Annotated in this window: 20 protein-coding genes; 6 read left to right on the top strand and 14 right to left on the bottom strand. The window is 67.4% G+C overall.

The window, feature by feature from the left end; translation table 11 throughout:
• Positions 1-11: 11 nt before the first annotated feature.
• Positions 12-143, bottom strand: a complete 132-nt coding sequence (locus ACYVF7_RS55050; RefSeq protein WP_460355885.1) for a DUF397 domain-containing protein — start codon at positions 141-143, stop codon at positions 12-14.
• A gap of 10 nt (positions 144-153) precedes the next feature.
• Positions 154-1,020 carry a helix-turn-helix domain-containing protein gene (locus tag ACYVF7_RS55045; protein ID WP_460355882.1) on the bottom strand — a complete coding sequence of 289 codons (867 nt, stop codon included), beginning with the start codon at positions 1,018-1,020 and terminating at the stop codon, positions 154-156.
• A 299-nt stretch (positions 1,021-1,319) separates the two neighbouring features.
• Between ACYVF7_RS55045 and ACYVF7_RS55040 the strand changes: the two genes are divergently transcribed.
• Positions 1,320-1,883 (top strand): ATP-binding protein, encoded by a 564-nt coding sequence (locus ACYVF7_RS55040; protein ID WP_460355881.1) that lies wholly within the window; start codon positions 1,320-1,322, stop codon positions 1,881-1,883.
• Here ACYVF7_RS55040 and ACYVF7_RS55035 read toward each other — a convergent pair.
• Positions 1,874-2,044, bottom strand: a complete 171-nt coding sequence (locus ACYVF7_RS55035; RefSeq protein ID WP_460355880.1) for a hypothetical protein — start codon at positions 2,042-2,044, stop codon at positions 1,874-1,876. The genes ACYVF7_RS55040 and ACYVF7_RS55035 overlap by 10 nt on opposite strands.
• A 403-nt stretch (positions 2,045-2,447) precedes the next feature.
• Between ACYVF7_RS55035 and ACYVF7_RS55030 the strand changes: the two genes are divergently transcribed.
• Positions 2,448-2,729 carry a WXG100 family type VII secretion target gene (locus ACYVF7_RS55030; RefSeq protein ID WP_460355878.1) on the top strand — a complete coding sequence of 94 codons (282 nt, stop codon included), beginning with the start codon at positions 2,448-2,450 and terminating at the stop codon, positions 2,727-2,729.
• Positions 2,730-2,779: 50 nt separating this feature from the next.
• Complete coding sequence (locus tag ACYVF7_RS55025; RefSeq protein WP_460355875.1) at positions 2,780-4,123, top strand: WXG100-like domain-containing protein; 1,344 nt, start codon at positions 2,780-2,782, stop codon at positions 4,121-4,123.
• A gap of 460 nt (positions 4,124-4,583) precedes the next feature.
• On the opposite strand, the gene ACYVF7_RS55020 is transcribed toward ACYVF7_RS55025, so the two are convergent.
• The 7 genes from ACYVF7_RS55020 to ACYVF7_RS54990 form a co-directional block, all read right to left on the bottom strand.
• Positions 4,584-6,272 carry an SWIM zinc finger family protein gene (locus tag ACYVF7_RS55020; protein WP_460355873.1) on the bottom strand — a complete coding sequence of 563 codons (1,689 nt, stop codon included), beginning with the start codon at positions 6,270-6,272 and terminating at the stop codon, positions 4,584-4,586.
• A gap of 148 nt (positions 6,273-6,420) precedes the next feature.
• On the bottom strand, positions 6,421-7,647 hold the full coding sequence (locus ACYVF7_RS55015) for an HNH endonuclease (protein WP_460355870.1): 1,227 nt from the start codon (positions 7,645-7,647) through the stop codon (positions 6,421-6,423).
• Between the two features lie 205 nt (positions 7,648-7,852).
• A complete protein-coding gene (locus tag ACYVF7_RS55010) occupies positions 7,853-8,152 on the bottom strand; it encodes a hypothetical protein (protein WP_460355867.1) in 300 nt (99 codons plus the stop codon).
• A 209-nt stretch (positions 8,153-8,361) separates the two neighbouring features.
• Positions 8,362-8,751: a hypothetical protein gene (locus ACYVF7_RS55005; RefSeq protein WP_460355865.1), complete on the bottom strand. Its 390-nt coding sequence runs from the start codon at positions 8,749-8,751 to the stop codon at positions 8,362-8,364.
• 189 nt (positions 8,752-8,940) lie between these two features.
• Positions 8,941-10,131 (bottom strand): hypothetical protein, encoded by a 1,191-nt coding sequence (locus tag ACYVF7_RS55000; protein WP_460355864.1) that lies wholly within the window; start codon positions 10,129-10,131, stop codon positions 8,941-8,943.
• A complete protein-coding gene (locus ACYVF7_RS54995; protein WP_460355862.1) occupies positions 10,128-13,022 on the bottom strand; it encodes a DEAD/DEAH box helicase in 2,895 nt (964 codons plus the stop codon). The genes ACYVF7_RS55000 and ACYVF7_RS54995 overlap by 4 nt, the downstream gene beginning before the upstream one ends.
• A 7-nt stretch (positions 13,023-13,029) precedes the next feature.
• Entirely contained in the window at positions 13,030-14,493 is a 1,464-nt protein-coding gene (locus ACYVF7_RS54990; protein WP_460355859.1) for a protein kinase family protein, read from the bottom strand.
• Between the two features lie 550 nt (positions 14,494-15,043).
• On the opposite strand from ACYVF7_RS54990, the gene ACYVF7_RS54985 reads away from it, so the two are divergent.
• Together ACYVF7_RS54985 and ACYVF7_RS54980 are read left to right on the top strand one after the other, a co-directional pair.
• On the top strand, positions 15,044-17,194 hold the full coding sequence (locus ACYVF7_RS54985; protein WP_460355858.1) for a WD40 repeat domain-containing serine/threonine protein kinase: 2,151 nt from the start codon (positions 15,044-15,046) through the stop codon (positions 17,192-17,194).
• Positions 17,191-17,403, top strand: a complete 213-nt coding sequence (locus ACYVF7_RS54980) for a DUF6000 family protein (RefSeq protein ID WP_460355856.1) — start codon at positions 17,191-17,193, stop codon at positions 17,401-17,403. Before ACYVF7_RS54985 ends, ACYVF7_RS54980 begins: the two co-directional genes overlap by 4 nt.
• A gap of 21 nt (positions 17,404-17,424) precedes the next feature.
• Here ACYVF7_RS54980 and ACYVF7_RS54975 read toward each other — a convergent pair whose 3' ends face one another.
• The 4 genes from ACYVF7_RS54975 to ACYVF7_RS54960 all read right to left on the bottom strand — a co-directional run bounded on the left by ACYVF7_RS54975 (position 17,425) and on the right by ACYVF7_RS54960 (position 24,308).
• Entirely contained in the window at positions 17,425-20,016 is a 2,592-nt protein-coding gene (locus ACYVF7_RS54975; protein ID WP_460355853.1) for a phospholipase D-like domain-containing protein, read from the bottom strand.
• Positions 20,013-21,545: a hypothetical protein gene (locus ACYVF7_RS54970; protein ID WP_460355852.1), complete on the bottom strand. Its 1,533-nt coding sequence runs from the start codon at positions 21,543-21,545 to the stop codon at positions 20,013-20,015. The genes ACYVF7_RS54975 and ACYVF7_RS54970 overlap by 4 nt, the downstream gene beginning before the upstream one ends.
• A 549-nt stretch (positions 21,546-22,094) precedes the next feature.
• On the bottom strand, positions 22,095-22,706 hold the full coding sequence (locus ACYVF7_RS54965) for a hypothetical protein (protein ID WP_460355849.1): 612 nt from the start codon (positions 22,704-22,706) through the stop codon (positions 22,095-22,097).
• Between the two features lie 9 nt (positions 22,707-22,715).
• Positions 22,716-24,308, bottom strand: a complete 1,593-nt coding sequence (locus ACYVF7_RS54960; protein ID WP_460355846.1) for an ImmA/IrrE family metallo-endopeptidase — start codon at positions 24,306-24,308, stop codon at positions 22,716-22,718.
• 384 nt (positions 24,309-24,692) lie between these two features.
• Between ACYVF7_RS54960 and ACYVF7_RS54955 the strand changes: the two genes are divergently transcribed.
• Positions 24,693-26,288 carry a phosphodiester glycosidase family protein gene (locus tag ACYVF7_RS54955; protein WP_460355844.1) on the top strand — a complete coding sequence of 532 codons (1,596 nt, stop codon included), beginning with the start codon at positions 24,693-24,695 and terminating at the stop codon, positions 26,286-26,288.
• The last annotated feature ends 35 nt before the right edge of the window (positions 26,289-26,323 follow it).

Genomic DNA, 26,323 nt, shown 5'->3' with positions numbered 1-26,323 from the left:
CCAACCCGCCCCTACATCTTTGAGTGATCAGTTGGTGCTGCGGTGCGTCCTTGCGTTCCTCTGGTGGCGCTTGCGACCTCGACGCAGGACGAGTTGGGCTCGCTGCGGCTCGACTTGCGCCAGTCCGTCTCATTCGTGTCCATGTACGGAGTCCTACTCGTCAACGATCCGGTCGGCAAGGTCGCTTAGAAAGGTGAGGCTCCGTACCTCTGACAGCGCTGCGTTCTGTACGTAGTCGTAGCGACGCACATATTTCGCCACCTCGTTGGGTTCCGTGTAGAAGAGTTCGGCGGAGATAGTCTGCACGGCCGCCATCATCGGATCGGTCGGGTCTGGGAACGTGAAGACAGAGAATGATCCGCTAGGCGTGAGTGAGTCGGTCATGCCGGTGACCAAAGGGAAGACTCGTACGGTGACGCGTGGCTGGGTTTCGGCGATCTTGATGACGTGGTGGAGCTGGGCGTACATGACGTCGGGAGGAACGCTAAAGCGGCGGAGGCCGACCTCGTCGAGGATGACCTCGTACTCGGGGCCTCTTTGGCGAAGAACGGTGCGCTGGCGCTGGCGTCTGGCTTCGACGAGGCGTTCGGGGATGTAAGTGATGGGGCCTTCGGCCCTGGCGTGCTCGATCAGCGCCCAGGTGTAGTCCGGGGTCTGCAGGATGCCGGGCATGGCACCGGGCTGGTACTCGCGGATGGTCTTCGCGCCGGACTCGATGTCGGCGTACAGCCGCTGGCGGTCGCCCATAGCGTCGCCGTACGAATCCCACCAGCCGCGTTCGGCGGCGTCGCGGGCGATGCGGACGATCTCGTGCCACTTCTCGCCGGTCACGCCGAGCACGTCGAGGATCTTCATGACGTCGGCGAGGTCTGGTCGGATGTGGGCGTTCTCCAGCTTCGAGATCTTCATGCGCGACTGGTGGATTAAGCAGGCCAGCTGATCGGCGGTCATGTCACGCTCTTCCCGGAGTGCGCGCAGCTCCGCGGCGAGCCGCCGGCGGCGGACGAAGGGGCTGGTCATCGTCGACCTCCCGGGGCCGTCGATCAGGGGGTTGTCGACATTCGATTACAGCACGTGCCTTCCGAATACGCTCCGGAATCGGTGCATGTCGCTCCCGGGCGGGGAAGCGGACCGTGCGCTGCGCGAACGTTCGGATCCAGGGCGTTTCAGCGTGGATCGTGCCTTGGCGCGCTGTTCCGAAGCCACGCGTGCGAAGTGCGGTTTCGATCGCTTGTCGTGCCCGACCGTATGAGGCGCTCGATGTGCTCGGGGTGAGCTGAGGAGCATTCCGGCGACCCGCTTGGAACGGTTCGCCGTCGATGACTTCTCGTGAGGTGCTCATGTTTCCCACGCTTCCCCAGCCGGCCGCGACCGTGCCCGCCATGTACTGGCGGCGAACCTTTCCGGGCCGACCAGACCAGGCTCACGCGGCTCGGGAGTTCGTCACCTCCCTGCTGCCGGACCGGCCGCGTCTCGACGAGGTGCTGCTCGCGGTCGGCGAGCTGGTGGCGAACGCATTGCGGCACACCGTGTCGGGGCGGGGCAGATCCTTCACAGTGGACGTTCGCCACGCGGCGGGCTGTACCGCCGTGTCGGTCACGGACGACGGCGGCGCGGCCGAGCCGGTGGTCACGGACGCCGATGAATTCGACGAGTCCGGGCGCGGTCTGCATACCATCGCGCTCCTCGCCGACAGCTGGGGCTGGCACGGCGACCACACCGGCCGTACCGTAACTGCGATCTTCGCAGCGGAGACGTCGGATACGATCGCCGATGACGTACGCCGGCCGATGAGCCAGGGCGGCGGACCAAGGCAACCGAACGGTGCCGGCGGCAACGCGAACCGCGCCGCTATCGGTGGCCTCGCGGCCGGTCAGTTGTGACCAGCGAGTACGAGCGGGAGCTCGCCGAGCTTCGGAGGGCGCTCGAACTTCCGGTCGTCGGTCATCCGCGCCGCGATGCCGAGCTCACCGAGCTGCGCAGGCTTATCGGGAAATACGTCGAAGACGCGCACCGGATGCTCGAAGAAACCGACGACCGCCACGCGTGATCCGCTGCGACCTCCCGATCGGCTTGGTGGAGACCCCGTGACGCGGTTCGACGCGTGAGTTCACGAGTGCGGTTGCCCGGGTGTCCTTGAGCTGGCAGCGACATATGACCTCGAGTGATGCGTGACGGCCCGAGCCGAGGCCTCGGCCTTGCCGCGATCGACCGCCGGATCGAAACACGTGGTCGGGCCGACGGCTGCGTTGACAATATGTTCGACATTGCGGTTGCCTGGCTCGGAATGACCAGCTAAAGGCACTGATCAGATGACGACGCCCTCTCTGACCGATACATGAGATCATGTAACTCTTAGCGGCGAGTCTCCGATCGGGCGGACCGCTGGATGACGGGGATCGATACGTGCGTTGATTCGTGAGCTGAGGTTCATGGGAGATCGGATCGTGGCTGAGCTCGCGGCCATGGAGAAGGCCGCTGCCGGCTTCGGGCAGGTGTTGGAGGCGGTACGGCGAGCGCTGGCCGATCTGGACCGTGACCTTCAGGCGTCGCTGGTCCGGTGGGATGGCGACGCCGCCCGTGCGTACCGGACCGCTCACGGAGAATGGAAGGCCGCCGCTCACGACATGGCCGAACAGCTGGCAGCGCTTCGGAAAGTGATCACGACTGCGCACGCTCACTACCACGTTTCCCTGGATACGAACGTCACGATGTGGGACGTCGTGTGACCGGCAGCGGCCCCCTTCCCTGGCAGCCGAAACAACCGTGGCGTCCGCCAATGGTGGCTCCACGTCGCGTCGATGTCTCCCCGGCGATGGTGGACGGCGCCGCGAAGAACTTCGCAGTGGGGCAGCACGACCTCGTCGACACGTGGATGCGCCTGCTCGGCGGTCTGGACGGAAACCACGGCATGGCGGGCAACGACAAGGCCGCCAATGTCTTCAACGCCAAGTACGCCCCGGCCGTACAGGCCGCATGGAAGGCGTTCCGGCAGGCGATCGTCGTCATCGGTGGCGCGTCGCTCGGCCTCACACAAACGGCCAATAACCATCTGGCCGCCGATCATCATTCGCGCGCCGATGCGAGCGGCGGCGCATCGGCTCTTCTGGGCCCCAACGAGGTCTACCCGGACATGTCGCTGGCACAACCACAAAGTGCCATTGGCCCGGCGGCGACGGGTCCCTACCTCGGTGCCAACCGGCTTCTGGCCACCTTGCTGGTCGGGTGCTGGCCGGCCGCGCACCCGAACAACCTCGAAAACGCCGCCGGCAAGTGGTACGCCGCGGCGAACGAGGTGAACAAGATCGCCGAGTGGCTGAACTGGAGCATCGGCCAACTGGCAGATTCCAGCAAGACGCAGGACTTCGCTGCCATCCAGCGGTACTGGCACAAGGTCTACCAAGCCGGTGACGGGCACAGCCTGCTGGGCGGTCTCATCAAGCTGTGCAACGCCCTCGGTGACGCCTGCGATCGCTACGCGAACGTCACCTGGGCCACCCAGAACAAGATCAATCTGATCGTGAGCTCGCAGGAAGTGCTCGTCTTGCTCAGCGCGGGCAGCGAGGGCGTCATCACACGGCTCCGCGGGGTCTTCAACCGGATCGCCGCCGCGGGCGCGTCCGCGGTCGGCCGCGAGGTCGGCGCCGCCGTCACAGAAGGTGTAGTCGCCGAAGCGGTGGCCGCCGCGGCGGAAACTCCCAAGATCGAACCCATCGCGGCTGACTTCGAGGCCACGGCAGGCAAGGCCATCACTGACGAGATCGGAACCGGCTCCGGTCTAGGGCCCGGCCGCGCCATTGTTGATGATGGCAAGTATGATTATATGTTCGGTCGAGTCGTTAAAGGTTCTCATAACGCTCCGAGGTCGGCGCAGAATCTGGCTCAGCTGAACCGCATCGGCATCCATGACACACCAGAGGGTCGTCAGGTCCTGTCCGACTTCTTCAACCAGCAGGTGTCCTCGGACTCGAATATAGTTAGGTCATATTCGAACCAGTACGGTGACTTCCAGATCAGGGAAGGGGTCCTCGCGGGTCCCGGCGGGTTTCTTAAGGTCGAGACGGCCTGGCAAATCACGGAAAACGGGCCTCGATTGACAACGATCATACCTAGGGGTGGATGATGGTAATTCGCGAGTTCATTGTGCCGACGGACGAAGAGGTTCTTTATGCACTAGGAGTCGAGCCGGAGCCCGCCGAACCGGACACGGCAACGCGTGTCGTGCGCATTCCTTGCGATGATGGCCAGGTAATCACTCTATCGTACGACTCTCCGGGCGGATCCGTCCGGCTTCAACTGCATCACAACCAACGGCTGCTGCTTGATATATTCCGGGAAGGGGCGGAGCTACTCCGAATCGACTCTGGTTCTGGCTCAACTTCGGTTACTGTTGATTTCAGGACGGAATCAACGGTCGGGCAGCTGGAAGTTCAAGTTCAGCCCGAGGTCGTCGTCAGGGAAAACTCACTTCTGGCTTAAAGCGGGCTCCTATGGAATACGGCCGCGCCGGCGTCAGCCGGCCAAGTGGGGCAACGATCTCGAGGGGATCAGCGCGCCCGTGCAGACTCCATGACCGTCGCCGGTCACAGGCCGCGCTGATCGAGGATCTTCATCAGGTTGCGCTTGCGCTTCTGTGCGGTGCGCAGGGCGGCGAGGTACGCGGCGAACCCCTCCTCGGTGCCCAGTCGGCGATGGCAGTCGCGGGCCAGGAGAAGGAGCCGTGCGATCTCGTAGTAGTTGCCGTCCCCGGTGCGGCGGGTGCGTGGTTCGATGGCCCGCCGGTACACCTTCAGCGCGTCGGCCGGGCGTTCGTCACGTACGAGGTCGGCGAGGGCCAGCCACTGCCGCTCGCTCGCCCGTCCCTCGGCGGCCGGCCAGGCGGCGTCGATGTCCCCTTCGTCGATGAGCACGTCGACCAGGACGGACCCGTCGTAGTGGAGGTCGGCGTCGTCCGGCGGCGTACGCTGCTCTAGCCGTTCCAGGGCCGCCGTGCGCTCCGCGTCCCAGCAGTCGGCCGTGCTCGCCGCGTCGCGCAGCTTCCGGTAGCCCTCGAGCGTTGGAGCCGCGCTGAACCGTTCCCGCCGTACGGCGACCGCGTCGGCGTGCCGAGCGGACCGCTGGTACCGGTCGACGACATAGTCCGCGAGCGGGTCGACGTGCGGACGCCGGGACGTGTCGCGCAGCCCGCGTTCGGCCCACTCCAAGGCCTCGGCTGCGCGCCCCGCGCGGTCAAGCTCTTGAACGATCCTCAGATGCGTCCCGCCGAACGAGTCAAGGTTGGCCGCGAGTTCGGCGACCAGCGCGTCCACGTTTCCTTCGACGCGGGCGATCTCCTGCTTGAGGTACTTCGCAGTCCAGTCGGATGGGCCCTGTGACGCCTCGGCGACCCGTTCGGTGAATCTGGCCCGGCCCGCGTCGCCCAGCATCGGCCAGTAGCCGCGGAGGTCGATCTCCGGCAGGTTCGACCAGTCGCCGAGCATGTGGTCTGCCAGCCACTCGGCGGTTTCGACCGGGTCGATGTCGGAGGCCGCACAGGCCTCCTGGTGTGCCACCTCCAGCGTGTCGGAGGCCGCGCCGACCACTCCGTCGGAGTCGTCGACCTGTTCGTAGACCTCGCACAGGAGCGCGATGGCCTGCCGGGCGAGCGTTACCGCGTGGGACGCCTTACCGGCGGTGGTCAGCGACCGCAGTACGGCCGCCACCTCTTCGACTTGCGCCGCATAGCCGGGGGCGCCCGCGTACTCGACATAGCCGTACCGGCCGAACGGCGTTATATCGAGCAGTGCCCTGATCTGGCTGCGCAACGATGCGATGTCGAGGTCGGCGTCCGCCTGCTCGGCCGCTGCCCGTACCTCCAGGCGGCGGCGCAGATTCCGATCTTGGTCGATCTGTTCCCGCAGGAGCGCGAGCAGCCGCTCGCGGGGTAGGGCCTCCAGCCAGGCGTCCAGCCTCTGGCCACGGTCGGCGGCGTGGGCTCCTGCCTGTCGCAGGTCCAGCCCGCGTTCCAGGACGACCAGGCCGACCGCGACGCAGTGATTGCAGAAGTTGCCGTCCTCCCCGTACGGACAGTCGCACTCGCCGGACAGTTCCCCGTCGGCATCGACGGTCAGAATGACCTCGTAGTCGTCGCTGCCGTACACGGTGGCGGTGACGCCGCCCTCGGTGGCCTCCAGGCCGGCGACCGCGTCGAGGTAGCCCTGAGCCCTCGCGAACGATCGGTCACCCGCCAGGTCGAGCAGGTCATCCTGGGAGAACGCTGGAGCGCGGATCATGCGCATCATCCAAGCGAATCCGGCCGATTCCGGCAGGCGAACGCGCGGGATGCGCGCAGGATCGATTGCGCAATCCGAGCCATCCGCAGGGGGCGTCGATGGTGCTCGCAGATGCGACGCCCGGCGTGAATACTCGCTTGCCGGGCGATCACGCCTCGGCGGTGTCCCACCGGTCGTGCAGATCGCGTGCTGTCCGCGCCAGCAAGGGGATGAGCCGGTGGCGAGCGCGGCCTCGTGTCTTGACCGCATGGCAGTCGGGGCATAGCGCGATCATCTGGATCGGGTGGTCGCGGCCGCCGTCGGTGAGCTGGTCGACATGATCGACCTCTAGAACCGGCTCTCCGCGATCGTTGACGTCCGGGGCCGGGCGGCCGCATTCGGGATTCTCGCAGCGACCTTCACTGCGGATCAGGACTGCGCGGCGTGCGGTGGCGAGCCGGATCGGGTCTTCGGTGTTGCTTGAGCGACGCCGTCCGCGCGTGCGCGCCTCCGAGCGCGCGACTGACTCACACAGTCGGGTGTAATCGGCTTTGGGGTCCGCGGTGGCGTGCCTCGGCGCCGTCTCCCGGTCGGAAGCCTCACGGCGCGGAGGCTCGTCGGTCGCGACGTCTTCGTCGTAGAGGCCGACAGCGGCGAGAAGGTCACTCTCGTCGAAGTCGTCGAAGAACCGCGCGGCGATGGCCTCGATGAAGCGGATTCTCGCCACGCCCGATTCGCGGGCGAGCGCGTACAGCGACGCCGACGGGCCGCCTTCGGGTGAGTGCTCGGCGAACCAAGCCTTCAAGGCGGCGTCGCCGTGGGCGCGCGGGACGTCGGTGTGGCCGGGCAGCTCCCAGAGCCCGGCGTGGCACAAGGCGGCGATCGGGTAGTCCGGCCGGCCCTGGCGGCGTTCGCCGTCCCGGCGAAACTCCTCCAGCAACGGGGTCAGCGCCGCGACGGTCTCCGCCCAACCCGCGAGGCGGTCTTCTCCGGCGCGGGCGCGGCCGATCGCCCACAGCAGGACGACGGCCTGCTTCAGCATCGGCTTGCCGTTGACCGGAGCGCGTCGGAGTCTCCCGATCGCCCGCACGATCTCGTCGCCCGTTCGCGGGGCGGTGGGTTCGCCGATCACCTCGAAGCCCAGCCGCTCCAGAGCGGTGACCGCGTGACGGATGCCGCCGGAGAGGTCGTTGACCGTGAGCGGGGCCCGGTCGGGCAGGTGGCCGTGGGCGGCACCGGCGATGGCCTTGGAATCGTAGAGCCGTCCGTCGTACTGGAGCATGTAGCGTCGGGCGCGCGAGAAGCCGTACTTGTCCAGGAAGGCGTCCCGTCCCAGGCGGTCGAACTCGGCAATCGCGGCGAGGACTGCTTCGCGCGTGATGTCGGAGAGCGCCATGATCGCACCGTACGCCCGATATCCGACATAAGTGGCGTTAGTGCATCCTCCGAATCCTGTGACAGCGGAAGCGGACCTCCCCGCGCGCCGACCTCCTGATGACCAGTCGGCCTCGACCTGCCGGAGGGCGCGATGGCGGGGCTCCCTGTCGACCCTCTGTGTCGATGTTCACGCTGCTCAGACGCGGACGGCGGAGATTCCGTCGCTATGCCTGGCGGTCATCGCGCCGCAGGGCATTCGTCAGCACCCGCCAATGGCCGTCGACGGCCCGCGGTGGAGTCGTCGGCGAGACTTGGGCGGGAGCACCCTCCTTCGATATCGATTCAGAGGGGGCGCCGTGTATGGCGCGGATGATGAGTGCGAGTCGTTCGGCACGGCCCGCGTCGGCGAGCACCCAGCATGCTGCGAGGATCAGCACGATCGCTATCGCGGCGATGTTCGTCAGGAACAACCCGCCGATACCGACGGCGGTCGACCCGATCGCCAGCCCCGAGATCGCCTTCACGAGCGCGGCGCCTCTCTCCGGCAGGCGGCCTCTTGCCGCAGTCGTCATCGTCAACCATCCCCGTTGAGATGCTCGCCGTACGTGTTCGCAAGCGCGCCTGTCGGGTCGGGTCGGCCCGGCTTAGCTCCCTGCCTCGGCTGGGTCGAAGAGCCACCTCGGTCGTAGCCGAAGCGCCGCGCTCGTGCTGGACATGAATCCGCGGCCGTCAACTACGGAAGTACGGTGGCCAGTTCCTTCCCGGTCGCGGCCACTCGCCAGAACCTCGGCCCGCTGCGGTTGCTGTTGACCCTCGGGTTCAGCGCTTCGACGACCGCGCGGGCGGCGCCGCTGGACGAGCCGAACTTCTTGCCGTCGATGGGAGCGGTCGTTCCCGTCATTCCCTCGGTTTTGCGGTCGAACAAGGCCTCGACCCGTGTGCTCTTGTAGATCGCGTAGACGCGGATCTGGTCACCGTCCGTGCTCTGCCGCGCCTCCGGGACTTCGTCCTGGGCTAGCCAGACGTCGAGGATGCGCTCGAGCATCTCATCGACGCTCACTCCGGCGCCTCTGGCGGCGAGGGCGAGCTTCTTGTAGTTCGCTGAGCTGATCTCGTATGTCATGCAGGAACGATAGCACGCTGAGTGCTATTGGTTCTATAGTTTGCTTTCGCTCGCGTGTGGGCGTGTTCCGATGGCGCGTAGGCGACCACCTGGCGTGGCGGCGTCATGTGAGGTTCGTGCTGTTCCAAGCGTTATGGAGTCATCGGGCCGCGCTCGGGTTCGTAAGCATACGGACGGTGACGTATAGGTCTAAAAGAGCTCAGAGAGCTGGGCCGCGAGACCGTGGAGGCCGGCGCTGGCGGCCATGTGGCGAACGGTCGGTATGTCGATCGGACCCAGCTGGAGCTGGCGCGCGAGCCGGGACAGGTGGACCTCGACGTCGGTCGCGCTGATGCGCGACCGGTGGGCGAGAAGCCTGTCCATGCGCCTCAGCAGCGCATCGGTCCGGAGCTTCTCGTCGGAGCACCAGACGTGGATCAGGTCGCTGCCGAGTACGACGAAGGAGCCCACCTTCGTCGCCCACAGGCCGTTGTTCTTTTCGGCGGTCCGGGCGAAAGCCCTGGGGGGCAGGACGAGCTGCCAGGTGCCGTCGGCGCGCCGGGTCGGTTCGAACTCGCCCAGGTCCGTCTTCGCCAGCCACTCCTGGGCGCGAGGGAGGTTCAGGCCGCCATCGCTGGCGTTCTCCTCCAGTTCCACCAGCGACGCCACCTCGGGTGTACCCGCGTACAGCCCGGTCATCTCGGTATCGTCCTCGTCGCCGATCTGCGTGTAGACGACATAGCGGTCGCGTTCCGACCCGAGGGTGCGGACGACGTACGCCGGCAGGAAGACCTCTTCAGCTCTCAGCATTCGCAGGTCGTCGACACGACCCGGGAGGTTGTAGCGGTCCCGTTTCGGATCGCGCGCGAGGTCGGTGAGCGCTGCCGGCCGGAAGGATCGCAAGCTCGACACGGGCGTGAACCAGCCATGGTGATCGGAGAGGGAGAGGAACGTGACGCGGCCGGAGCCGTAGTAGCGGCGGCTGAGCGGGCGGGAGCCGAAACCGTCGAAGTACAGTGCGCGGCGATCCTGCTGCACCACCTCGTACCGCTTGTTGTCGCGGACCGACTGGTAGCCGAGATCGGTCAGCGACAGGACACCGCCGGTCTCCCGCACATGGCCGATTGCGGCGAGGAAGCGGATCGCCCGGTCCACTAGGTTCGGGTCGAGAAAGAAGAAGTCGGCGAGCTCCGCGACGGACTGCAGGCGGCCCTCGACGATGCCGTGTTCGAGGTAACGGTCGATCAGCGCGTACGGACGGGCCTCGGTCACCGTTGCCTGAATCTCGACGCGGTGCACCGGAAGCAGCAGCTTCACGATACGTGTTGGCGTCCTGCCCAGCGCGTACGCGGCGTGTTCCAGGGCACGGTCTTCGCTGTACCGGATCAGGCGGTCGTTCATGCGTCTTCCAGGAGGGTGCGGATCTCGGCGTACGGGCGGATCTCGCCGTGGGCTCGCAGATACTCGTGCAGTGAGCGGGCCAGCGCGCGGAAGCCCGGGTCGTGGGCACCGGTGAGTGTCCGCAGGTTGCCGACCATGACCAGTTGCTGCCGAGCCCGGGTGAAGGCGACGTTGGCGCGGCGGAGTTCGGAGAGGAAGCCGACGTTGCCGCGGTCGTTGCTGCGGGTGAAGCCGTGCAGGATGACGTCGCGTTCGCCGCCCTGAAAGGCGTCGACGGTCCCGATGTTGAGAAGAGTGTCGGCCTCTCGGCCGGTCAGCCGGTCGACGCGGGCACGTACCTCTTTGACCTGCGCCTTGTACGGCAGGATGGCCGCCCATTCGATCTTCAACCGGTGGTAGAGCGCTGCCAGCAAGGCGATGATCTCGGCTTCGGCCGGGTTCGTGTAACCGGCCAGGTTCCCGTGGTCGAGGCCGAAGCGCTGTTCCCGCCGTTGCATCGCGGGCAGGCCGGAGGTGTCGATGAACGTCATCGGGCTGCCGAACAGCGGGTCGCGGTGCTCGCGCCGTACGCCGGTGCGAAGCCGGCCATCGTAGAACTCCGCCGAGATGAAGTCGGCGATCGTGGCGGGCATCCGCCGCTGCCGGGACAGCAGCACCCGGTGGCTGTCGGGAAGACCGTCCCACAGCAGCTCCAGGATGCTCTTGGCGAGCAGGTCACGGACACGAGGATCGCCGTCCGACGCGGCCCATTCCTCAACGTCGCTGTCCAGGAAGGGTGGGAGCTGCTTGTGGTCCCCGACCAGCACGGCGCGCCGGGCCCGGACGAGCGGGACGAGCGCGGTGTTGGTGCCGATCTGGCCGGCCTCGTCGACGACGGCGACGTCGAAGTCGACCTCCGCCAACTCGGGCCGGGACGCTGCGCCGATGCAGGTCGCGGCGACGACGTCGGCATACCGGATCAGCTCGGGATACAGCTGGTCGGTCTCGACGGAGATCTTCTCGTGCCATTCGGCGAGGAGACGGCCGCGCGCCGACAGGACGGGCAGCCAGGTGCCCAGCCATTCCTGCAGTTCGCCGGGCTCCTCTGGAGGAGCCACCACGCCGGGGACCGGGCGTACGGCTTGATGGACGGCGCGTGCGGCGGCGACGGCTTCCTCCCGGCACCGGCCGTGCCGCGAGACACTCTCCTCGAGCACCGCCCGCGCTTTCCGCACGGCCGGATCGTCGCGGGTGGCGGCGTCGAGCTGCCGTTCGGCGCCGGACAATTCGGCGCGCGTACGCGCGGCCGCCTCGGCCACCTCGAGCTCCCGCTGCCGCCCGGCCGTCACCCGCCGCTCGCGCCGCCGCCGCAGGATCTCGAAGAACCGGCCGAGTACGGGCAGCCCGGCGCGCGCTCCGGCGAGGTCCCGCCGCACGATCCATCGTTCGACCTGCTCTCGGGCGCGAGCGATCTCGCGTTCGCACCCGGCCAGCTCGGCTGCGAGACCGTCGACGCGATCCCGCAGCGGGCCACCGGCGGCCCGGCAGGCGGACTGCAGGGCCGCCTCGGCGCTCTCCTCCTCTCCGGCCGCGGCCGCCTGCCGTACGAGCCACGCGTCGAGCTCCGCCGCCCAGCGTTCGGCGTGCGGAAGCTCAGCGTAGGCGGCGATGGCGGGGGAGGTGTTCGCGAGCACCTGCTGCACCAGATCGGACGCTTGGCGTTCCAACAGGTAGGCCTGGCCGTCGCTGGTCACGCTGCCTTCGGCGCCGACGCGCACCGCGACGAGGTTCCGCGGCAACTTGGGCAGCACGTTGTCGACCGCGCGGTGACTGTTCGAGGTAACCAGGACGCGTTCGCCGCGCTCCGCGCAGCCGTCGGCGATCTGACTGATCGTACGTGTCTTGCCGGTTCCCGGTGGGCCGAGCACCAGCAGCACGTCCGGGACGTGCAGCGCCTTCCGGAACGCGGCGGTCTGGTCCTCATCAAGGTGATCTGAGGGTTCGTCGCGAGCTGCGGGGATCGGCCGAACGCGGTGGTCGACGAGAGCGGGCAGAATGCCGGTGTTGCGCGCCTGTCCGTCCCGAAGCAGCGCGATCGCCTCCCGCTGCTTGTCGTACACGGTGCTGCTCGGCGTCTCCTCCAGCTCACCCTGGCCCTGGACACGATCCCAGTCGACCGCCTGGTGGAAGCGAACGGTGGCGCGGCGGCCGGTGACGCGGGTCACCTGGCCACGCAGGTCCGACTGCCCATGGATCTGGACGAAAGTCCGCTCCTCCGGCGCCCGGCCGCCGGCAAGGTCGAAATCGTAGACGGCGTTCGCGCGGTAGCGCTGCTCGCCGGTCGGCGCCACCGCCCGGTACGGATACAACTGCGGTGCCGCATCCGTCCGTATCCGCTGCTCTTCGTCGACCAAGGCGCTCAGCGTCGCGATGTAGGCGGACCGCTCGTCGTTCAGCGGGGGCGCGCCTTGGCGGGCGGCCTGCTCGGCCTGCCGGTCCTGCCACGCGCGGGTGATGGTCGGCCAGTGGGCGTTCATTCCCTCGGGTACCCGGCGGAGTTCGTACGCGAGCCGCCAGCCGGGTGGGCGGAGCATGAGATGGCACTTGGCCAGGTTCTTGTGGTGGTTGATCCGCAGGGGGAAGACCGACGCGATCAGGTAGGCGTCGCCACGCTTCGACGGGAACAACCGGGCCACATAGGTCCGGCCGTAAACGAGCAGGCTCCTGTCCCCGCCGTTGGTTCTCGGCTCGTCCAGCGTCGCGGGGATGCCGTCCGGTCGAGTGTTCAGTTCACTGACCAGATCCTCGGCACTGGCGGGCAGCCACGCCCTGTCGCGTGCCCGGCGGAGGGACGATTCCAGCGTCGAACCGGGGACGAGGACGAGCGGGCTGGGCAGATCAACGACGTCCATGCATGCCTCAGAGCTGGTCGCGGGCCGCCCGAAGCGCGGCACCGAGCGAAGGGGTTGCGGGCCGTGCGCCGGGATCGGCGCTCAGCGCGGCGTCGATCGCCGCACCGGCGACTGCGGGAAGACCTGGGGCCTGGCCTCCTATGGGTAGTGGCGTCCTCGGGTGGGGAGGGTGCCCGGTCACCAGGTGATAGGCGAGCGCAGCGAGCTGATAGACGTCGGTGCACGGGCCAGGCCGGACGGTGCCGCGGCGCAGCTGTTCCGATGCCCGGTAGTCGGCTGGGCCTTCACCGGGTGTGGGGTCGTGCCCCGCCAAGCCCAGATCGAGAAACGACAGCCGGCCGTCATCGTGGACGACGATCCGATCCGGCATCACGAGACGATGCGTCGCACCCAGCCCGTGCAGCCGCGCCAGTGTGTCGCACAACCCGGCCAGGCCGCCGGCCAGGGAGAAGAGCCCCGGCGGGTTGGATGGTGAGAGCAGCTCAGCGGGCCCGTGCTGCCGGGACACCGGCCAGGCCACGGCGATGGTGGCCGTGTGCCCGTCCGACACGTACTGGCTGAGGTGTGGTTCGCCGAGCCGGGTCAGGAGCTTCCGCTCGCGATCCAGCGCCCGAAGCGCACGACGTGCCTCAGCAACGTCCGGACGTACCCGGACCTGCCGCAGCCAGACGTAACGGTCCGGGCCGTTGCTCGGTATGGTCCGCAGCGCCCGTGCCTGCCGCGACACCGTGCCATCGTGGCGTGTGCACTCGTCGAGCAGAACATCGTGCAGCAGGTAGACGTTGTTCCCGACGACGAGCTCGGCGCCGCCCTCCCATGCGGTCTCGCGCGTGCCCGGGTAAGCGACCGACGGCACGACCATCGGGGTGACGATCGGGCGAGTCGGCGGTTCGGCACGCCCGTCGGTGTCGCGGGTGAGCAGGCGGAGCCGATCGAGGATTTCGTGAAGCTGCTCCTGGACCTGCCGGTCGTGGCGGCGATGCGCGGCGTGCAGGTGCTGATCTCGCCGCTGTTGCTCGGCCGTACGTTCCCGGGTACGCGCTTCCAGTTCCTCGAAACGCGCCAGCAGATGACGGCGAAGGTCCTCGGTCGCTGCCTCAAGGTCGGCGATCTGGCAGATGAGGGAGACGAGCGAAGCGTTCAGCTCGTCCGCCACGGCGTCGTCCTTGTCCAGGGCGGTCCGCAGCTCGGCGGTCAGTAGTTCTCTGGCCTCGCTGACATCGGACGATCCGCCGCCGCGCACACGTGCCGCGACGTCCGCGACGAGGTTGGTCAGGTAGCCGCTACCGACACCGCCCGCAATGCCGGCGATCGCCTCGGCCACCGATGCGCCGCTCAACGCTGCGGCCAGAACGGGACTCAGCGCGGACGATGCCAAAACGGCGAGCAGCCCGGTCGCGGACAGCCGCCGTAACAGGCCGGGCTGTTCCCGGATGGTGCGCGTCATCTCGTCCCGCGCAGCGCGCCGCATGCGATCCCCCGCCTGCCTGACCGACCGCCGATGGCCAGCAGGATAAACGATCGTCTGTCGCCCTTGTCGGCCTTCGGCCGCCAACGGAGCCGCAGGCGGCCGATCAGGTTTCGCTTGCGCTCCCGGGGTGCACAGAGCGGTCGATGCCAGCCTCCGCTCGTTCAGCCGTGGCGCGTACCTCACGGCGGCGGAGTAGGTTGCGGCCACCATCTGCGTGGACGTGACCCGGATCCGCCGAAGCGCTCAAGGACAGGTAGCCCCGTACCGCCGTGGCGTGCCGGCTACGACCAGGAACGGCTGGAGAGCCCGTGCACGATGCCTGACCAGCCCAGGCACCGCATTGGGTGTGTTAGCGATCTACAGGAGACAGGAGATGCCAGCATCAATATGCGCATGCTCCCGCGGTCTGAGAGTGGAACCGAATAACTTCACGGGAGGTCTGTTCTTATCGCGGGGTGTCGTGATGCATACACAGTGGCTCCCAGACGGTGACCCGCTGGGAGTTGTGGCTGTAGCGCACTGGAAGGGCGGCGGGGTGCAACCTGGAACGATGCTTGGGGATCGGTATCGGCTGATGACCCGGCTTGGTCAGGGCGGTATGGGGGAGGTCTGGTCGGCGGCCGACCAGGACCTCGATCGCAGAGTCGCCATCAAGATCGTACTGGCGGAACTAGACGCAGATCCGACGTCGATAGCCCGGTTGCGGCGAGAGGCGCGTGTAGCGGCCGGCCTGCAGCACCCGGGCATCACCGTGGTTCATGACATCGGCGAACACCGGATCGGCGACCGTGCACATCCCTTTTTCGTCATGGAGTTGCTTGAAGGCGTCGACTTCAAAACACTGCTGACCGCACGCTCGGGAGCGCTTCAGATAGAAATGGCTGTGAATGCGATGGCGCAAGTCGCTGATGCCTTGCATCACGCCCACCGCAAGGGGGTCGTGCACCGGGATATCAAACCGGCTAATTTGATGCGCCTCGCGGCGGGTGGTGTGAAGATTTGTGATTTCGGGATCTGTCAGTATGCTGATGCCACTGGCGGCCTCACGGCGACCGGGAAATGGTTGGGCACCGCCGCATACATGGCCCCCGAACAGTTCGACGGAAAACCCATAGATCACCGCGCCGATCTCTACTCTCTGGGCTGCACCCTGCAAGCGCTGCTGACCGGCCAACCGCCCTTCACAGGCCCTCCTCGCGCGCTAATGAACCAGCATCTGACTGCAGCCCCTCCTCGCGTCTCCTGCCTCCGTCCAGGAGTCCCTGCCGAACTTGATCAACTGGTGGCAGAGTTGCTGGCCAAAGAGCCCGATCAACGGCCCTCCGACGCAGCCGAAATTGCTGCCTCCCTTCGCGCCCTCCTCAGTCATTCGCCTCAACGTACGGATATCTCGCCAGCTAATCCATCGACGGCCATGGTTACCGAGGTTGATGCGAACTTTCGGAACTACGAGCTGAACGACTCGCCCACTGGCCATGCTCCCGCAAAGGACACCGGGTCGATAGATCGCCATCCAACTGCGAAGACGGAGCGGTCGGACGGTCGCCCGCGCAGCGGTAGTCCGCCGCTGAACCCGGCTTCGCCGCGACCTCGAATGACTCGTCGGCGTCTCCTGATAACGGCAGCAGCCGCCACGGCGACGGTCGGTGGTGGCACCGCCTTTGCCTTGTTGTGGAGGGAACAAGAGCTGGACGGTGTCCTTCCCGTCCCTGACGACACCACTGCGGTAGCGGTAGGGCAACTGAACGGAAGGACTATCGCCGTCACCGGAAGCGGTGGTGGTGGCAGCAGCCAGGCCCTGAATTTGCGGGTCTGGGACCTGGCCACCGGAAAACAGATCGATTCTCCTACGGAGATCGTGATCGCCGGAGTCAGTCATACAGTCATGGCGGTTATTCGTTCGCTGACAATGGCAGTTCTGAAAGCCAAGCCGGTGGTGGTCTGCTGCACTGAGGATGGCCTTCGCGTCTGGGATTTGGTGACACGTAGACCGATCGGGAGGACATTCAATCCCGGTTACGCCGTGGCCTGGATGGCCATCGGTGAACTTAGCGGGGGGCCGGTCGTCGCAACCGGCAGTATTTCCTCTGACGATTCGATGATGGTATGGGATATGGTGGACCAACAATACGTCACCGTTGGCGTTGCAGGCCCCAATACGCCCAATGGGAGGCGTCTCCAGGATGCGGTGATCGGCCAACTGAACGGCAAGGAAATCCTCGTCGGTGGAGCCGATAAAACGGTGCGGGTGTGGGATTTTGCGACCCAACATCAGTTGGGTGCTCCTCTCAGGGGTCACACCGGCAACGTCAGAGCCGTGGCGGTGGGTCGGCTGAACGGCAAGATCATCGCTGTCACTGGAGGCGACGATAAGACGGTGCGGGTCTGGGACCTGGCCGCCGGAAAACAGATCGGCGCCTCTCTCACCGGTCATACCGGCAGTGTCTCGGCTGTCGCTATAGGCCAACTGAACGGCAAGACCATCGCTGTCACTGGAGGCGACGACAAGACGGTGCGGGTCTGGGACCTAGCCGCCGGAAAACAGATCGGCGACCCTCTCGCCGGTCACACCAGTGAGGTCAATACGGTCGTGGCTGCCCAGGTGAGTGGCAAGAGCATCGCCGTCAGCCACAGCGGCAAGAAGACGGTGCGGGTCTGGGACCTAGCCGCTGGTAAGCCATTCGCGTTTACGAGCAAGTGACGGCGGAGCGGGAAGCTGTGCGCTGTCACATCGGCGCGCTGCTCCATCTTGACGCGGAGCTCGGGACCGCCCAGGCGCAACGGTTCATCGGAACCAGAGAGCTCTGGCGCCGATTCGCATTCGCCGAGCAGGATCCGCTCGCCGCACAGCGAGTGATCCAACTATCCTGCCTGTTCGCCGAACGGCTCATAGCAGCTTCCGCGTCGTGACGGCGGCCCACCACGTCCGGCCTACTGTTCGCCGGGTCCGTTGGCGACCATGCGGGCGGCGCGTGTCGGGTCGAGTCCCGCGTCGGCGAGGAGGCGTCGCACGGGCTCCGGGGGAGGCAGGCGCAGCGACACCGGCCTGCCGACGAGGCCGACACTGGTGATGCCCTCGCTTCCGGCCAGGCGTGACTCGGGGGTCGCCGGCGCGGTGACGCGGTAGACGCGCCAGGCGTTTCCGGCCGGGGCGGAGGCGAGGATCAGGTCGGGGCGGCGCCAGGCGACGAGGGCCCGGCGGCCGTTCGCGAACGCGTACACGACGGCGGTCTCCGTGTAGTCGCCGAGCAGGGTGGCGACGCGGGCGGCCACAGGGATGGGGTTGCTGAACGCTCCCGTCACCCAGTAGTAGCCGTCGTCGCCGTCCAGGTCCCAGCCCTCCGCTCGGAGTTCGGCCAGGATGGGCGCGGCGGGGTCGCTGCCGGCGAGGTCGATGAGGTTCTCCAGCTCCGACCGGCTCAGTACGCGGGCGCGCGGCAGGATCGGCGGGATGAGCAGGTCGTCGGCGAGGTCGGCGTCGGCCCGGGCCGCGACGGTGCGTACCCCCGGCCACGTCTGTGCGGCCGTGATGTCCTCGGGAGCGCCTCCGGCGAGGCTCGCTCCGCTGAGGAGCAGTCCCATGCAGACCGCGGTGAGCACCGCGACGTGCTCGAGCGACTCTTCCGGCGCGTCATCGGCTTCCGTGGGCTTCAACCGCTGTGTGATGCGGGCGAGATCGCGCCGCCAGGATTCGTCGTCGAGATCCCAGAGACCATGTCCGAGCAGCCGTACAAAGAGCCGGGCGATCAGGATCCGTACGATCAGCGCCGGTGTGTCCTCCTCGGCGCGGGGAGCCGCTCGGTCGACGGCGCGGGAGATCCATCGCCGCCAGTTCTCGCGCTCGGAGGCGGGCAGAGGTACGACGGCTGCCACCTCTTCGGCCGTTTCCTCCTCCGGTTCGTCGGAGGGGGCGGTGACGTCGACGCCCCAGGCGAGCGGGGCCAGGGCGCTGGGGATTCCGACGACGAGCCGGCCGAAGGCCTTGCTGGTGAGCGGCTGACCGATCGTGCGCTCGCACTCGTCGAGGTAGGCGGCCCAGCGGTCCGGCACAGCCGACGAGTCGGCCGACTCGGAGCGGGACGCGGCGCTCGGGACGGTTCGGCGCCGGGGGAGCTGCTCAACGAGCCGCATCATGTCGAGGCGGAAGCGCCGGGCCATCTCCTCGTCGGTGAAGATCTCCTCTTCGGCGTACGCGCGGGACAGGCGCGGCCGGTCGTCCGCCTCTGGGCGGTGACCTGCGCGGATCGGCTGCGCGGCGAAGACCGCCGGCGATATGGCCGGGCCCTGCTCGCCGGTGACCCTCGCCCGTACGACGGTCCCGGCGAGTTCGGGAACGGCGAAGAGACGATCGGTCTGCCCGGCGGGGATCGTGCCGATGGGCTGCCAGGAGCCCGGCGAACCGTCCGGGGACGTCTCGATGAGGACGTCCGTCTCGTACGGCCGGGCGAGGGTGACATGCAGGCCCTCGCTGGTCAGCAGGGCGCCGAGCAGGAACAACGTGGGCCCGCTCGCGGTCGGCCGTACCGTCCGGCGGTTCCGTAGCCAGTCGACCGACACGACCGTAGTCCCCTCGGGCAGGAGCGAGTCGGCGGTGGGGGCCAGGACGGCCAGTTCGCAGTTGCCGTCGGCGGCGGTCGTCGCGAGCATCGCGGGGCGGGTCAGGTTCGCGCTGCCGGTGAGTGCGTGACGCGCTCCGCCGACGCTCCACTCCAGCAGCTTGCCGTGCCGGGGCACCTTCTCGACGAGGCGGCGGAGCTCGGCGTCGCGCCCGGCAAGCGCGCGCACGATGGCGTCGCCCTCGTAACTCGTCCAGCGCTCCTGGACGCCGAGGACGACGCGGGCCGGGTCGAAGCGCTCGACGATCCGTCTGAGGGCGTCGCCGGTCACGTCCACGAACGGTGCGTACAGGCACAGCTCGTCCACGGGGCCTTCGGGCAGTTGCTCGAGGAGCGGGGTGCGCAGGTTGTGCAGGACCCGTACGTCGTCCTGCTGCCCCGGGGCGACGGGGAGCGCGGTCAGGTGGTCGCCGATCTCGCGCAGCAGCGCGGTGACGTACGCCGGGACCGCGACGGGGCCGTCGAGATCCCGCAGCCACCGGGCGATCTCCGGGATCGCGGCCGGTACCCCGGTGTCCTGGCCGCGCAGCACCGTCCAGAGTTCGTCGTTGTAGCCCCAGCCCGCCATCGTCGGGTTACCAGAGCCGACGGCCGCGATGACGTCGTACTCGCCGATGAGGACGGCGAGCTTGGGGTGGAACGCGCCGTGGCACGCGGCGTGGCCGTGGAAGTACGCGCGCCCGGCCATGCGGACGTCGATCGGGTCGTACTGTCCCATCGCGACATCGCCTACGACGGTGATGCGCGCGCCCATCGCCCGTGCCATCGGGATGGCGACCTTTTCCAGGAACGGCAGGTCGACCGTGAAGCCGAGCAGTAGGAGCTCGCGCAGCGGGGCCTCGTCCGCACGGGCCTGCCACTCGCCGAGGAGGCTGAGAGGCGAGGCGAAGGTCTCGTGTGTGGTCACGATCCCAGCTCCAGTAGCCTGTGTCCGGTGTCCGTCATCGACGCCACACCCTCCTCGGTGATGTCGATCAGGCCGAACTGCCAGGCGAAGTCGGCGAGCTGGCTGATCCGCAGGCCGAGGTCGCCGGAACCCTCGTCACTGGTCTTGTAGAACCGGCCGTTGCGCTCGTGCACCCGCGAGAACACACGAAGCCGGCCCGATTTATCCGGCCGCATCTTGGCCAACGCGACCCGTTGCGCCTGCGCCAGCATGTCCTCGACGAGCTGTACCGCGAAGTCCCGCATTGGTCGGTCCTGGAAGTCCTCGGCGCGGCGCATCACCCACTCCGGGTTGAGGATTTCCGGCTTGCCGAGGAACACGGTGCGGGCCTCACCAGTCAGTTCCCGCGCGCGTCGCGCGCCGACCAGCAGCAACGCCACGTTGGTCCGCTGATCCTCAGAATCACCGTCCTCGAGCACCTGGCGTTCGGCGGCGGCCGGATGACCGCTCGCCGTGGTTGCGGGCAGGCCGCTCATGAACTCCCGCAGCGGTACGTCGTCCATCGGATCGGCCAGCCAGGAGCGCAGGTCGTCCCTGGTACTGTCGCCTTCCTCATCGCGGCCGATGGAGCGGACCAGACCGGCCCACAGACGGCGCCACGCGTTGACCGAGTAGTGGCGCAGCAGCAGACCGCGCCAGCTGAGGATCTCGGGGATATCGCGGAGCAGCGGGTCGGTCTCCGGCCTGTCCCCGAAGGCCACCGCCCGTCGTACGACCTCCTCCCAGCTGAGGTCGGCGCGGTCGCCGTAGAGCTCTGTCGTGCGGCCGATCATGCGCAGCGCCGACCGCCGCCGCCGATCGTCCGGCTGCCAGGCGTCGGGGTCGTGAGTCCCGTCGCCGTCCGTGGCGGTGAACGGGCCGCGAAGCCATGGTCCTTCGGGGAACGTCGCGGATTGCACCGCGAACGGTCGCAGCTCACCCAGCCGGTCCGTGGAGACGACATTCTCGAAGACGGCCTCGAACAGCGGCTCGAAGAACTGGATGACGGAGGTCGGGCACTCATGCCTTCCCGGCCGCAAGACGCCGCCCTCGGTGATGACGGTGTCGAGGCTGGAGCTCGGGCCTCGATAGTCCTCCCAGAACCCCCACAAGCGAGGGGAGTAGGAGCTTTTGAGTTGCCCTTCGTCCGCCGCGGTGGCGACATTGATGCCGTCGTCGAGCACCTCGATCCTGTCCACACCGTGCGCCGACGCCGGGCCATCGCCCGCGCGTTCCTCCGCGATCGATGCGGCGGCCATCAGCACCTCACTGCGGCGGAGCAGCCGCCGGCACGCATCGGCGTCGAGGTCCTTCCGCTGGGCATGCGCCGCGAGCGCGGCGTACAGGGCGTAGTAGCGCGCGAAGCGGACGACCGAGGTCACGCCGGGAGCCAGGCGATCGACCACGGCGAAGATGTGCGCCTCCACGCGCAGCGGATAGAGACCCGCCCGCTGGTCCAGCCCGGGGGCCGACCAGCCGGCCCCTCGATTGAAGTCGTCACCCGTCCCCATTCCTCCGAAGGCCCACTGACGTGGAAGGTTCGCCGAACTCCCCGCGTAGCGAATCCTGTGCGTCAGGCGCGCGATCGCAGATGAAACGTATCGTTCATCGCTATTTAGTTAACAAATGGGCGAAACAAGACGTTTCTCTCACTTCAAAACGTATCCCTACTGCTTGCTGCCACTGAATGCCGATTCGATACATTTTGCCATTTGGGTGAGGGTTGGCGTAGTCCGAACCAGGTGTCTGAGTTCCCCGCCTTTCTCTGATGCATTCGTGCGGGGCAGCTGCGGCTTGATGAGCGTCGGCGTGATCTGTGCGGCCACGGCGCCAGTGCCAGGACTGCCCGAGGTCCCCGTGGACGACAGTCGTTTTAGCCTTTGGCAGCGCCGATGAGCCTCCGCTGATTACCTGAGCTGTGAGGCGCAGCCGTGCCGGAGGAGAAGTCTCCCTATGCAAGTCAGCACGGCCTCTGGCCCGGTGCCGCCACGTCGGTCGGCAGGCCTCTCAACGAATCCGGCAACGCACACCTTGGATCTCGGCCGCGAGTCGAGTGCAGATTAGAAAACGATCGCGTATTCGTGCGGCTCGACGGCGTTCTTGACCCGGAGCACGCCGCGTTCTACGAGCAGGTTTGCGGTTTCCTTCACTTGCTCCCGGCTGATCGCGCAGTGCCGCCCGTCGGCAGCGCGGAACCGGCAGCCCGACTCGGGATGCCGGCAGGGGTTTCCGTGCAGCAACAAGGTGATCGCCGCAGCAGTCGGCCGCGCAGGGCTGGGGAGCACCTCGATGATCGACCGTTCCCCGTACTCGGCTCGAAGGCGTGAGACACGGGTTGCCAGAGCCAGGACGCCGGCCGCCGTCAGCGTCTTCGGATCGCTCTGAGCCATTCCGATGACCATTGCTGCAGCAGTGATCGCCCCGGTCAGCTCCTCTTTCTGCCAGCGCGAGAGGCGGATGATGATACTCGTCCCGGGAACCCGCAGATCGAGTGAAGTGGAGGCGGGCGTCCAATCCGGAGACTCCACCATGATTCGGCTCTGGCGCACGAGCTCGATCGCCGCGGTATACAGAGCGTGGCGGTCGTCCGGCGACCGTAGGCCGTTCTCGATCTCGGAGAGACCGAGAACCCTGAGAAAGGTCTCTTGGGTCAGGACGAACTCTTCTTTCAATGGCACTCCCTAGAATGTGAGGACGGGGAACGACGGAACGGATCTGTTCGGATAGAGTGCCATCGCTGCATCTGGATGTTCACGCCGCCACTCCTCCAATAGCCGTGCCGGCGCAGTCGGATCGAGTACGCTTCTCCACGTCCTGCCGCCGGGGGCCGGGACCAGCGGTACTCGGGGAGCGAGCGGGTCGGGGCAAACGAGCGGGTCGATGATCTGCCGTCCCTGAGCCGGACCGTCCGCTACGAATGCGATGTGTCCTCCGGCATCGATACCACCTGCTCGGGTGGTGGACGGGTTCGGTGCGGCGAAGACTTCGGCGATGCCGTCTTCCACTTGCTGTCGCCGACGCTGTGCCTCCGGTGATGAACGACTCAACGTCGCCTCCAGCATGATGAGATACAGCGACTCGGGTGCGATGTCGTTGAGGCCGGCCACGTTAGCCATCTCTCGCCGGGCCCGCTCGTCCAAGTTCTCGAGGTTGCGCCAAGAGTAATTCTCAATCCGCGTCTCTGGGAAGGAGTGCTGGAACAATCGCCACATCAGCGCATTCGGGTCAACGGCGCGACCCATTTCGATCGTCATATTCGCTAGCCCCCCGACATCGATCTTTGGGGGGACGAGTAGATAGCTGGCCAAGGCGTTGGCATCTTGTTCCAGCACGGAACGATCAGCGAATAGGGCTGTGATCCTCTGTTCGACCACGTCGATGAGGCCTGGACGTAGCCAAGAGCCTTGCTCTGCGACCTGCCCGAGATATAGCAGGGGTAGATGCAGTGCGACGTGGGCCAACTCGTGTGCCAGGACCACGTACTTGTCGGCTGCCGACAGATCCTTGTTGATCGAGATGACGATCTCGTGGGTCAGATCCTCGGCGATCCAGTCCAAGCTGAGCGCTCCGAATCGCCCCGTCTTTGACGCCGCTCGTTCCTCGACCCGGATGCCGAAGCCCTGTCGGGTCTCACGGCGCAGCCACTGATAGGAGCCATTGGAGAGCATCTCACCGATGAAACGGATGATCTCGCCCCGGCGGTCGCTCCAGTCGTCCATAGTGTGGCGGAAGGGCAGCCCCCGCCGCTGGGCCACTGTGGGCAGCGCCCAGCGCGGAACGCTCTTTCGGATGGCGCGCTCCTTGAGTACCGCGCTGCGTATCTCGATGTTGCTCCCCAGAGAGGCGAACTCTGATGCATCATCAAAGGGATCCGCGTAGGCGATGACGCGCCCATACGAGTACCTCATTAGAGGTTCGGCGCCAGCATCGCGAGGATCACCGTCCTCAACCTCGACGACGAGGTCTGCAATTTTCGGGTGCCGCCTGAACAGGTCAAAGAGTCGTTTGGCGGGACTCTGCGGAAGGCCGATCCCGCGCAACGACCGACCGAGCATATTCCATTCGCAGAAGAAGATTGTCAAGTCACGGTCGCGAAGGCGTTTTACGCCAAGTGCGTGTAGCTCGCGCATCACTTCATAGACCGCTTGTCGCAACTGCTCCTTGGAAGAGTCAACACCCGCCTCCATGATCAGAACGCAGAGACGCTCCGGCCGCACGTAGATGTCTACGCGGCGGCCGGCGGGATCTGGTGTTTCACGTGTCGTCACACGCATCCGTGATCGCCTCCTGGGGGTACCGGCCATCAGACGTCCCGGCGGAACGGGTGGTTCCTATTCTGCGGCGCGGGCCTCACAAGGGGGAGCCGAAGATATTTGTCGGAGTCATGAACAGCCCTGTTACGGGACTCATCGACCACGGTTGCCAGCTGGCCATCCGTTGATCGTGACGTGCAGTCTGTCGTAGCGCCGAGATGACCTGTGAGCTGCCGCGTGCCGACGGCGCCTCACCGTGGTGCCGTGCCGAAGAGGCAAAATCGGGCCTCCGCTGCAGCCTTAAGAGGTAGTTCACCTGGTGGTGGGCTGTTCATTCCCCGGCGAGAGGGCCGGAGCGGTCGACTATGCGGCGAATAATCCCTCATGTCGATAAGGAGGTCATCGATGGTGCGTTCCAGATGGGTCGTCGCGGGCATGGCTCTGCTCACCGCGTCCGCGACAGCGGTCGCCGGACCGGCCACGGCGGCCACGCCGTCGGGCGCGAGCGCGCTGCCGTGGAAATCGGCGACGGTGACGTGGACCTCGACGTCGCCCGTTCCCGGGGTGGAGGTCCGTACCGCGTCGGTCTCCGTGCCACAGGCGCGTCCCGTGTGGACCGTGACCGTGCAGGCTCCCGCCGTGAACCGGCTGACCGGCGCCGCTACCTGGGCGGAGCTCGGAGACGCGCAGTGGGCCGCCAAGACCGTCGCGCAGCTGGCCGCAGCCGGGATCGACGCGCGCACCGAGCAGGTGCCGTGGCCCGCCTTCTCCGACACGCCGCATGGCAGCGAGGGGCACCGCGTGCGCGTCGGCGGGCTCGCCGGCCAGGCGGACGCGCAGCGGCAGGCGGCCGCGATCACCTCCGCCGGCCTGCACCCGGCCGTCGAATGGACCGGCTACGACGTCGACCAGGCGCCCGACCGGGAGAGCGTCCACGTCGGCATTGTGGACCCCGCGCGGTTCCACGGCAGCGTCGTCGCCGATCACGGGAGTGCGGTCGCCGGGCGGATGACGACGTCCGCCCAGGCCCGCGCGGCGGGCTCTGTGCTGGCGGTCAACGGCGGCTTCTTCATCACCTCCGACGCCGACGGCGTCCAGGGGACGCAGTCGGGCCTCGCCGCCTACCGTGGCACTCTCGACGCCCAGTCCGCCGGCGACCGGGCCGCGCTGATCCTGCAGAACGGAGGCCGCCGTAGCCGCGTCGCGAACCTCGTCTCGCGCGCGAGTGTCCGCGATGGCGCGGCGTCGTACGCGATCAATGGCATCAACCGGGTGCCGGGCAAGATCCGTGACTGCGGCCGCCCGGGAGTGTCACCGACCGAACTGCCACGCCAGGATTTCACCTGCACCAGCGCCGACGACCTCGTGCTGTTCACCCCTCATTTCGGGGCGAACCTGCCTACCGGGGCCGGAGCGCAGGCCGTGCTCGACCACGGCGGCCGGGTGGTCGGCGTCGGGACGGGCGGCGGCGGTACGGTCCCGGCCGGGGGCTCGGTGCTTCAGGGGATCGGGACGGCCGCGACGTGGCTGAAAGCCCACGCCGTCATCGGGCGGCGGCTGACCGTTGACGAGCGGGTCCGCGACTCGTCCGGTAAGGCCGTGCCGTTGGCCGGCAAGACCGGCATCGTGAGCGCCGGACCGATTCTCGTACGCGACGGGCGCCTGTCGATCGACGCCGCCACGGAGGGGTTCGTGGATCCGGCGGACCTGTCCTTCGGCTACGCCTGGGCGGAACAGCGCCAGCCCCGGACCCTCGCGGGCACGGACGCCCGGGGGCGGCTCATTCTCGTCACCGTCGACGGCCGCCAGCCGGGTGTCAGCGAAGGCGCGACGATTCAGGAGGCCGCCGAGCTGATGCGCGGGCTCGGCGCGGTGAACGCGCTGAACCTCGACGGCGGAGGGTCGACGGCGATGGCGGTCAACGGCACTCTGGTCAACAAGCCGTCCGACGCGACCGGCGAACGCCCTGTCGGTGACACCGTGCAGGTTCTCCCGCGGTGATCCGTCACAGCGCGGGACGCTCACACTGAACGAGC

This window comes from Actinoallomurus acanthiterrae (assembly GCF_054775715.1).
Note: the sequence above shows the minus strand (reverse complement) of the source record. Positions and strands in the feature narration are given on the sequence as shown.

Bases quoted from the DNA above. Each gene is read 5' to 3' on its own strand.
- ACYVF7_RS55050 (WP_460355885.1), bottom strand. From the start codon at position 143: ATGGACACGAATGAGACGGACTGGCGCAAGTCGAGCCGCAGCGAGCCC.
- ACYVF7_RS55045 (WP_460355882.1), bottom strand. From the start codon at position 1,020: ATGACCAGCCCCTTCGTCCGCCGCCGGCGGCTCGCCGCGGAGCTGCGC.
- ACYVF7_RS55040 (WP_460355881.1), top strand. From the start codon at position 1,320: ATGACTTCTCGTGAGGTGCTCATGTTTCCCACGCTTCCCCAGCCGGCC.
- ACYVF7_RS55025 (WP_460355875.1), top strand. From the start codon at position 2,780: ATGGTGGCTCCACGTCGCGTCGATGTCTCCCCGGCGATGGTGGACGGC.
- ACYVF7_RS55020 (WP_460355873.1), bottom strand. From the start codon at position 6,272: ATGATCCGCGCTCCAGCGTTCTCCCAGGATGACCTGCTCGACCTGGCG.
- ACYVF7_RS55015 (WP_460355870.1), bottom strand. From the start codon at position 7,647: ATGGCGCTCTCCGACATCACGCGCGAAGCAGTCCTCGCCGCGATTGCC.
- ACYVF7_RS55005 (WP_460355865.1), bottom strand. From the start codon at position 8,751: ATGACATACGAGATCAGCTCAGCGAACTACAAGAAGCTCGCCCTCGCC.
- ACYVF7_RS55000 (WP_460355864.1), bottom strand. From the start codon at position 10,131: ATGAACGACCGCCTGATCCGGTACAGCGAAGACCGTGCCCTGGAACAC.
- ACYVF7_RS54995 (WP_460355862.1), bottom strand. From the start codon at position 13,022: ATGGACGTCGTTGATCTGCCCAGCCCGCTCGTCCTCGTCCCCGGTTCG.
- ACYVF7_RS54990 (WP_460355859.1), bottom strand. From the start codon at position 14,493: ATGCGGCGCGCTGCGCGGGACGAGATGACGCGCACCATCCGGGAACAG.
- ACYVF7_RS54985 (WP_460355858.1), top strand. From the start codon at position 15,044: ATGCTTGGGGATCGGTATCGGCTGATGACCCGGCTTGGTCAGGGCGGT.
- ACYVF7_RS54970 (WP_460355852.1), bottom strand. From the start codon at position 21,545: ATGGGGACGGGTGACGACTTCAATCGAGGGGCCGGCTGGTCGGCCCCC.
- ACYVF7_RS54960 (WP_460355846.1), bottom strand. From the start codon at position 24,308: ATGCGTGTGACGACACGTGAAACACCAGATCCCGCCGGCCGCCGCGTA.
- ACYVF7_RS54955 (WP_460355844.1), top strand. From the start codon at position 24,693: ATGGTGCGTTCCAGATGGGTCGTCGCGGGCATGGCTCTGCTCACCGCG.